The 9,197-nt window shown below is 38.4% G+C and carries 10 protein-coding genes; all 10 read right to left on the reverse strand.

What is annotated here, in order from left to right; translation table 11 throughout:
- Positions 1–27 precede the first annotated feature (27 nt).
- The 10 genes from sufU to ACLIBG_RS07095 all read right to left on the reverse strand — a co-directional run bounded on the left by sufU (position 28) and on the right by ACLIBG_RS07095 (position 8,727).
- Positions 28–468, reverse strand: coding sequence for a Fe-S cluster assembly sulfur transfer protein SufU (gene sufU / locus ACLIBG_RS07050; protein WP_439312050.1), 441 nt, complete (start codon positions 466–468; stop codon positions 28–30).
- Positions 458–1,678, reverse strand: a complete 1,221-nt coding sequence (locus ACLIBG_RS07055) for a cysteine desulfurase (RefSeq protein ID WP_439312051.1) — start codon at positions 1,676–1,678, stop codon at positions 458–460. The genes sufU and ACLIBG_RS07055 overlap by 11 nt, the downstream gene beginning before the upstream one ends.
- Positions 1,678–2,985 (reverse strand): Fe-S cluster assembly protein SufD, encoded by a 1,308-nt coding sequence (gene sufD / locus ACLIBG_RS07060; RefSeq protein WP_439312052.1) that lies wholly within the window; start codon positions 2,983–2,985, stop codon positions 1,678–1,680. The genes ACLIBG_RS07055 and sufD overlap by 1 nt, the downstream gene beginning before the upstream one ends.
- Positions 2,986–3,006: 21 nt before the next feature.
- Positions 3,007–3,795, reverse strand: coding sequence for a Fe-S cluster assembly ATPase SufC (gene sufC, locus ACLIBG_RS07065; protein WP_439312053.1), 789 nt, complete (start codon positions 3,793–3,795; stop codon positions 3,007–3,009).
- Between the two features lie 251 nt (positions 3,796–4,046).
- Positions 4,047–4,364 (reverse strand): thioredoxin family protein, encoded by a 318-nt coding sequence (locus ACLIBG_RS07070; RefSeq protein WP_439312054.1) that lies wholly within the window; start codon positions 4,362–4,364, stop codon positions 4,047–4,049.
- Positions 4,361–4,732 carry a toprim domain-containing protein gene (locus ACLIBG_RS07075; RefSeq protein ID WP_439312055.1) on the reverse strand — a complete coding sequence of 124 codons (372 nt, stop codon included), beginning with the start codon at positions 4,730–4,732 and terminating at the stop codon, positions 4,361–4,363. The genes ACLIBG_RS07070 and ACLIBG_RS07075 overlap by 4 nt, the downstream gene beginning before the upstream one ends.
- A 104-nt stretch (positions 4,733–4,836) precedes the next feature.
- Complete coding sequence (gcvH, locus tag ACLIBG_RS07080; RefSeq protein ID WP_439312056.1) at positions 4,837–5,214, reverse strand: glycine cleavage system protein GcvH; 378 nt, start codon at positions 5,212–5,214, stop codon at positions 4,837–4,839.
- A 29-nt stretch (positions 5,215–5,243) separates the two neighbouring features.
- Positions 5,244–5,603: an arsenate reductase family protein gene (locus ACLIBG_RS07085; RefSeq protein WP_439312057.1), complete on the reverse strand. Its 360-nt coding sequence runs from the start codon at positions 5,601–5,603 to the stop codon at positions 5,244–5,246.
- Positions 5,604–5,783: 180 nt separating this feature from the next.
- Entirely contained in the window at positions 5,784–6,611 is an 828-nt protein-coding gene (locus ACLIBG_RS07090) for a dihydrodipicolinate synthase family protein (protein ID WP_439312058.1), read from the reverse strand.
- A 331-nt stretch (positions 6,612–6,942) separates the two neighbouring features.
- A complete protein-coding gene (locus ACLIBG_RS07095) occupies positions 6,943–8,727 on the reverse strand; it encodes an acyl-CoA dehydrogenase family protein (RefSeq protein ID WP_439312059.1) in 1,785 nt (594 codons plus the stop codon).
- Between the last annotated feature and the right edge of the window lie 470 nt (positions 8,728–9,197).

The following is a 9,197-nucleotide window of genomic DNA, read 5'->3' on the forward strand; positions in this document are numbered from 1 at the left end:
AAAACCTCCTTTAGATTTTTGAACGCTTTAATTCTGTTCGTTCTCCATTCCTTTTTCCAACGCCTTCCATGCCAGTGTAGCACATTTTATCCGTGCTGGAAAATTAGAGACACCTTGTAGCGCTTCAACATCTTCTATCCCAAATTGTTCCGTGTCCACCTCTTCGCCAATCATCATGTCAGAAAAAAGCTCTGCCATGTTTAAAGCATCTTCTATCTTTCTTCCTTTAATCGCCTGTGTCATCATGGATGCGGATGCTAAACTGATGGAACACCCTTCACCGCTGAATTTAACATCCTCTACGATACCATCTTCTGCCTTAAGGTGAAGAAATATACGGTCTCCGCAAGTTGGATTATTCATTTCTACGGTGAGCGATTCATCTTCTAGCATGCCACGATTGCGTGGATGTTTGTAATGATCCATAATCACTTGTCTGTATAGTGTGTCTAGGTTATTAAAAGACATCCCCGAAATACTCCTTCGTTTTTAAAAGTCCTTCAACCAAACGATCGGCATCGGCTTCAGTATTATATAAATAAAAACTTGCCCGTGCAGTTGCCGTTACGTTCAACCATTTCATCAACGGTTGAGCACAATGATGACCAGCCCGAACTGCAATCCCTTCTGCATCAAGAACTGTAGATACGTCGTGGGAATGAATATCAGCTAGATTAAACGTAATAAGAGCCGCCCTTTTTTCTGGGCCATAAATCGCCAAGTCATTGATGGAGCCAAGCTTAGCCATAGCATACTCAACTAAATTTGTTTCATAGTTCGTTATATTTTCCATTCCAATGTCCGAAAGAAAGTCAATTGCTGCGCCAAGACCTATTGCCCCAGCAATGATTGGTGTTCCGCCTTCAAATTTCCACGGAAGTTCTTTCCAAGTCGAGTCGTACAGATCAACAAAATCAATCATTTCTCCGCCGAATTCAACAGGCTCCATGTTATCAAGCAGTTCTTTTTTACCATACAAAACACCTATGCCAGTCGGCGCGCACATTTTATGACCTGAAAATGCGTAAAAATCACAGTCAAGGTCTTTTACATCAACTTGCAAATGTGGGACGCTTTGCGCACCATCGACTACGATGACCGCACCATTTTCATGAGCAATCTTAGCAATTTCTTTAATTGGATGAATTGTACCAAGCACGTTGGATACGTGACCAATCGCTACAATTTTTGTGTTTTTTGTTACCGTGTTTCGTACACTATCCAGTGTAACTGTCCCATCTACTTCAAGTGGGATATATTTTAATGTTGCACCAGTTGCTTTTGCCGCCTGCTGCCAAGGAATAATGTTACTATGATGCTCCATTTCCGTCGTAACAATTTCGTCGCCTTCTGTTAAATTAGCTCTGGCATAGCTGTGGGCAACAAGATTGATCCCGACCGTTGTACCTCGGTTAAAAATAATTTCTGCCGTGCTGTCTGCATTGATAAATTGACGTACCTTTTCTCTAGCACCTTCATATAAGTCTGTAGCACGCGACCCGAGTGTGTGAACACCTCTGTGCACGTTGGAATTATGGTTTCTGTAATAATCATTAACAGCTTCAATCACCGGTAACGGTTTTTGAGATGTTGCGGAAGAATCTAAATATACTAACGGATGGCCATTCACTTCTTGATCCAATATCGGAAACTGTTCACGAATCGCTTTTACATCCATTAATCGATTTTCCTTTCAATTAACTGTTTTAATTGTTCTTTTACGGATGTAATTGGTAGTTCGTTAACAACCGGTGCCAAAAATCCAAGGATGATCAAACGCTCCGCCTGTTTCCTAGAAATGCCTCGGCTCATCAAATAATACATTTGCATTTCATCGATACGACCGACAGAAGCAGCGTGCCCTGCCGTTACATCATCCTCGTCAATTAAAAGAATCGGATTCGCGTCACCGCGAGACCTTTTACTTAACATTAAAATACGAGACTCCTGTTCGGCGTTTGCTCTCGTCGCTCCATGTTCGATTTTTCCGATTGCATTGAAAATGGCTGTTGCGTTATCTTTCATAATGCCACGTTGTAAAATCTGGCCATCCGTATCTTTGCCGAAATGTACCGTTTTTGCGGTAAAGTTTTGTGTCTGTTTCCCACTGCCGACCGTAACCGTTCTCGCATTTGCGGACGCTTCTTTACCAACTAAATGTGTACTGTTTTCAGATACTGTATGCCCCTCATTCATTTGACCCAGTGCCCAATCAATCGTAGCATGATCATCTGCAATTCCGCGTCTATTAATGTAGGAAGTTGTTCCATTTGCAAAATAGTCTACCGCACCGAACGATATGTTAGCACCCTTATGTGCAATTACTTCTGCGATAATATTGGAAACCGTTTCTTCCTCTTTGTTTTCGGAAATATAGTTTTCCACATACGTAACGGAACTGTTTTTATCAGCTACAACTAATACGTGATTAAACAAAGCAACTTCAGGGTCTTCCTGCCAAAACACTGTCTGCAACGGGGTTTCTATTTGAACGTTTTCAGGTACATAAACAAACACCCCGCCATTCATAAGTGCGGCATGATAAGCGGTTAAACGATGCTCATCAACCGTAACAGCATCTTTCATAAAATATTTTTGCACAAGATCCGGATGATCTTTTATTGCAGTGAAAATATCGGTGAAAATAACACCCTTCTCTTTCAACTCCGGACTTAGCGCTTGATAAGCTACTGTTTGATTCCGCTGTATAACTATGTTGTCGGGAATATTGTTTTCATCAAATAGATCATTAATTGCTGGCGGTAAATTAGTTAACGATGTAATCCGTTCACCTTCTGCAACATGTTTAAAACGATGGAAATTCCATCTCGTAATTTTTGTTTTATCCGGCTTAGGCAAGTCAAGTTCGCTTGCTTGATCAAAAGCTTGCAGGCGAAGGGATTTCATCCAATCTGGTTCATTATTATTTTCGGAAAATTGTTCAATGTACGCTTTATCATATGGTAACTTTGTCATAACAGTCATAATGACTACCCCTCCTAACGTTTACGCTTTTTGACCAACCGTTACATCTTCAATACCTAACTCTTCTTTAATCCACTCGTATCCATCCGTTTCCAAACGCTGTGCCAATTCCGGTCCGCCGGATTTAACAATACGCCCTTGCATAATAACATGAACAAAATCAGGAGTAATGTAGTTTAACAAGCGCTGGTAATGCGTGATGATCAAGCAGCCAAAATTTTCTTCTTTACGGAGTTTGTTGACACCGTCAGCAACGATTCTTAACGCATCAATATCCAATCCGGAATCAATTTCATCCAAAATGGCAATTTCTGGTTTAAGCATCATCAATTGAAGAATTTCATTACGTTTTTTCTCCCCGCCTGAAAACCCTTCATTTAAATAACGCTGTGCCATGTTTTGATCAATTTCCAAGTCATCCAATGTGCCATCCATTTCTTTAATGAACTTCATTAAAGAAATTTCATCGCCTTTTTCGCGTCGAGCATTAATGGATGAACGCAAGAAATCAGATGTCGTCACGCCGCTTATTTCACTTGGGTACTGCATTGCTAAAAACAAGCCAGCACGTGCACGCTCATCTACTTCCATTTCAAGGACGTCTTCCCCATTCAAATGAATGCTGCCTTCTGTTATTTCAAACTTCGGATGTCCCATAATAGCAGACGCAAGTGTTGATTTCCCGGTACCATTTGGTCCCATTACAGTATGGAATTCTCCGCTCTTTATTGTAAGGTTAATACCTTTTAATATTTCATTACCTTCAATAGACACATGAAGATTCTTTATTTCTAGAGTCGTCTCTGACATTGCTATACCTCCAAATACTATTATTGTGAAATCGAATGAACAGGAAATTTACATTCATTCTCAATTTATTCTCATTATAATCTTAAAGCATATGAAAATTATTATCAACTTATTCGACCGATGAATAAAGATATTGCTTATGTTTCCCAAGAATTTTCGCAACTTGAAAAGGATATTGTTTTCACATCATCCATTCTCAATTAGCATCGTTAATTCATAACAAGTATATACTTATTGAGCATTAAGAAAGTTTATTGCAACAGACTCGGGGCATGGAGCAATATATAACGATAAATATTTCCGGTAGATTGAAATGCATAAATCTTTTCCTTAACCTCATGCCCCACTTTAATATATAGACAAGGAACACTTTCAATTTTATGCGTTTGCATAAATTCCGGATATAGTGATGCATTCATCTCATAAAAAAGCTGCTTATTATGATTCGTCTCTATTTGTTCCAGTATTTTTCTCGCAAGATGGCATGTCCCACAAAATGGTGAGTGGATAAATAGAAACATTGTATCTTTTTTTAACTGTTCTTTTGTTATTTCTTCCAAAATAATCACCTTTTGCCTTCAACTAAATAAAGCGGATTAACACGTATCCGCTTGCCGGCAAGAATCGTTGCCAAAATATGTTCCGGCGTTTCTGCAACTTCTTTATATTCACTATCTGTATATAAATGGATCGCATGCGGAAGCTCTTGCATTAGTTGCTTTCTTAGTGCAATTCCCGGAGGATCTTCATCTACAAAAATAAACACTTCATTATAATCCAAATCATATTCTTCCAGCATTTCATCAAAGCGTTCAATACCCAAGGTTCCATTCGTACATACAATAGTTAAATCTTCATCGGTAATAATTCTCTCAAGTTTTTTCTTATCCGATAAGCCTTCGACAATCATGATTCTGTTCGACAAAGCAGCAGTCATATTGTATGCACTCCCTGCATCATAACTTATAGGAAATCATCTTTTAAAAAACTGACCATACCTCTAACACATATTAAACAGCCTATATTCCTCATTATTTCACTTTATTTATCAATATGTTTTTTATATTGTTCCGCAGACATTAACGTATCCAATTCCGATTCATCGGCTGGTTCAACAATAATCATCCACGCTTTTTCATATGGTGATTCATTAATAAGCTTAGGATCGCTGTCCAGTGTTTCATTGATCTCAATTATTGTTCCAGTAATTGGAGCATACAATTCCGAAACGGTTTTATCCGATTCTAAACTTCCAAAAGGCTCTTGACTCTCTATTTTTTCACCTACGTCAGGAAGCTCAATAAAAGCGATTTCACCCAGATCCTCCTGGGCAAAATCTGTAATTCCTATACGAACTTGATTCCCTTCTTTTTTTATCCACTCGTGTTCCGAAGTATATAATAAATCATCTAGTACCATCTATATTACCTCCATTTTGTTGTACGCCTTTATGTACGCCATGTTTCATTATAGATTGCTTCATTAAAACCGACCGTCACCTGTTCGCCATCCGTAATTATTGGCCGTTTGATCAACATTCCGTTCGATGCCAAGTAACTAGCCATCTCTTCCTTCGTTGCATCTTTAATTTTATCTTTCATATTTAATTCCCTGTACACTTTTCCACTCGTATTAAAAAATTTCTTTGCTGGCAAATTACTTTTGCTCATAAGCTCAAGTAATATTTCTTCTGAAGGCGTTTCTTCCACCATATGTATGCTGTTGTAACGAAGCTTGTTATCATCAAGCCAATTTTTCGCCTTTTTACATGTAGAGCAATTTGGGTACCAATAGAAAGTTAATTCCATACCGTCGCCTCCATATTATTATGTGCCAATAGTATAACAAATAATAAATGGGAGGACGAATGATTGTAATGAACAACCGCTTAGTACACTCACATTTAAACTCCCGGATGTTAATGGCGTTCACTGTTTCTTATAATATCCTAAACACATTCAAGTAAGCACCTATAATTTACCATTTAATTAAATGTTTCCAATTGGACTCCTGCAAATCCCAATTGGAATACCCTTGTGATTAATGATTTGTTTCAGATTCACAATAGCGTTTCCTTGATACACTTGTTCCATAATATTTTCAATTACTTCGCTTGCTTGATTACCTACTTCTTGCTTCATAAGCATTTCTAGGAACCATTGGTTGATTTCTGACGGTTTGATGTTTCCAGCAATGGAAGAAAGACGGTCATAACCATGTGAAACCTTTTCCTCTAAATTAATTTCTCCACCAGCATAAAAATAAAAGTCATTTCTAGCTAGACCTTTTTTAACTCGCTCTATTTTTTCTTTGTTACCAACACTCTTTATTCCAACCACCAAATTTATCTTACTTAATTGAATAATATTTTCTTCCGACAAATCAAATCCAGTTCTTCTTGGATTGTTGTATAATATTGTAGGTTTATTACTAAGATGTATAATACTCTTTGTGTAAATTAATGCTTCTTCTTGTGTCGGTATAACGTAAGGTGGATATCCAAGCATTATACCTGATAATTTTGTATGACGAATTTTTTTAGCTAATTCCTCTGCCTCTTTCTGCCTTATTGAAGACACGCCAAAAATAATTTCCATATTACTAATAAGTTCTATTTCCAGTTCTAATCTGTTTATTATTTCAATTTTTTCTTGGAGGCTTAAGCTATGTTGTTCTCCAGTAGTTCCAGAAACTAGAACTGACTTTACCCCTTGTTTATATAGATCCTTTATATGACTTATTGTTCCTTGAATATTTAAGGATTCATCTTTATGAAATGCCGTAGGTACGGCAACATGAAATTTTTCTGTTAACATTTTGTTATCCCCATTTCTTTTTAATATGTTGAACTAAACTGCCTTATAATTTGAATATGTTTCTTAACAATGCCTCTCGTCTTAGCATGAATATGTAATCGTCTTTTTTAATAATCTGGCTGGATTTGTGAACAACTTCCATTTAAATTTTATCACATATATATCTTTTTATATAATACAGAATAACCTACTTAAACCCCACAGTCTTTGCTACGATTAGGGTTACTAGTGTTCCCAATAAAAAAGTAGTCCGTTTTGACGATTGTTGCGAAACAACACCAAAACTGAACTACTTCCTATTTCCCTCGGATCTTAAATATCAAAATTTACATTAAACAACGTATTTTTCTTCTTCAATAATAGCAGCAGCAATCTCCCGTTTTTTGGCAATTACATTGATCGGAGTATGGCGGGTCAACTTTCGTAGAGAAGATAGCATTATCCTTAAGTTATCCCCTTCTTCAACAGCAATCAAAATTTCTTTAGCCTCTGACTCTAAGCGGTTAAACGCTTCCTGCACATACACTTGTGTATAAAGGAGTTTTTGTTTACTTTTTTCCTCCCCATTTTTATTTATCGCTTTTTCCGTACGGAGTATAGCCGCCTCCATATTGTAAACTGAGGCAGTCATATTTGCGAGATTCGCCAGTATTTCCTGTTCGTCCTCAATTTTTTGCATGAATTTTTGAGCGGCAAGTCCGGCACCCAATAAAACGATTTTCTTCGCATTTTTTAATAAATATTTTTCCTGTTCCAAGGTGCCGTCCCCAACCTCTTCAGGCATCATCATCATTAGTTCCTCTTGTAAGTGCTGTGCCTTTTCTAAGAGTGGGAGTTCGCCTTTCATCGCTTTTTTCAATAATGTTCCTGGAACTAGTAAACGGTTAATTTCATTGGTCCCTTCAAAAATCCGGTTAATTCGGGAATCACGATAAATTCGTTCCACTTCATATTCCTGCATAAAACCGTAGCCGCCATGAAGCTGCACTGCTTCATCGGCAACATAGTCAAGTAATTCTGTTCCTGTAAATTTATTTAAAGAGCATTCAATCTGATATTCTGCAACAGCTCGGGCAATTTCACGTCCGTCCTCCAATTGTTCTGGTGTCAGCTTGCTCATTCGCTGTTCAAATAGCCCAACCGTTCGGTAGACCGCACTTTCATTGGCATATATTTCCGCTCCCATCGTCCCAAGCTTTTCCTGTGTCAATGTAAACTTCGAGATGGGCGTATTAAATTGCTTTCGTTCATTTACATAAGCTGTAGCAAGTTCCAAGGCCCGTTTGGCTCCACCAACACTGCCGATTGCCAGCTTGTAGCGTCCAACATTTAAAATATTAAATGCAATAATATGTCCGCGTCCTTTTTCGCCGAGCAGATTTTCTACAGGTACTTCTGCGTCTTCCAATACTAATGTTCGCGTCGATGAGCCTTTGATCCCCATTTTCTTTTCTTCAGGTCCGGTCGAAACCCCGGGAAAATCCCGCTCTACAATAAATGCTGTAAAATGTTCGCCGTCAATTTTTGCATACACAATAAACACATCGGCAAAGGCTGAATTCGTTATCCACTGCTTTTCACCGTTTAGTATATAGTGTGTACCTGCTTCGTTCAATCTGGCTGTTGCTTTTGCTCCTAGGGCATCCGATCCTGAAGACGGCTCCGTCAGCGCATAAGCTGCGATCATTTCTCCTGTCGCCAGTTTCGGTAAATACATTTCTTTTTGCTTTTTATTTCCAAAAAACACAATAGGCAGTGTTCCGATTCCGACATGTGCACCATGAGTGAGTGAGAATGCACCGGCTCTGGAAAACTCTTCCGTAATTAATGATGAGCTGATTGTATCCAGATCCAGACCTCCATATACTTCTGGTATATCAGCACTGAGCAATCCAAGTTCTCCTGCTTTTTTCACCAATTCTACGGAATGTTCAAATTGATGGTTTTCAATTGCTTCCAATTTAGGCAACACTTCGCCGGTAATAAAGTCTTCTGTTGTTTTGGCGATCATTCGATGTTCTTCCGTGAAATCTTCCGGTGTAATCATATCGGCTGCGTCTACATCTTCTATTAAAAATGATCCGCCTTGAAACAATTTCTCTCTTGTTTCACTCATATTCAACAGCCCTTTCTTTTTTATTTTGCAAGGAATGATTTCTTATTCATTTCGGATATTCGGAAAATAATGTAGAAGGATAAATTTTCTAACAATATCGCTCATGGAATATACTCGCTTTTACCCGCGGGGCACAAGGCGACATCCGTTCATGCTTCACGGTGTCTTCTATGCCGCGGGCGAGTGGTGAGCCTCCTCGTGCTACGCACTGCGGGGTCTCACCGATCTCTTTCCTCGAGGCTGCTGAAAAAGTTGGCTTTATTTAAAAAATAAAAAGGTGTAAGAAAAAAGGAGTAAATTTTCATGATTATGATCAGAAAATACTTCTTTTTTTCTATTTCACAGGTGTTTTATTCACCTATTTTTGATTTATTAACTTGGTGATCCTTTTCATATTAGCCACGAATACGGTGGCGGCTCCTTGAATTTTCATGCCAATCAGACCCGAGGAATTGGCTTTTACATACCCG

This window comes from Virgibacillus sp. W0181 (assembly GCF_051846915.1).
Taxonomy (GTDB): Bacteria; Bacillota; Bacilli; order Bacillales; family Amphibacillaceae; genus JBPYCR01.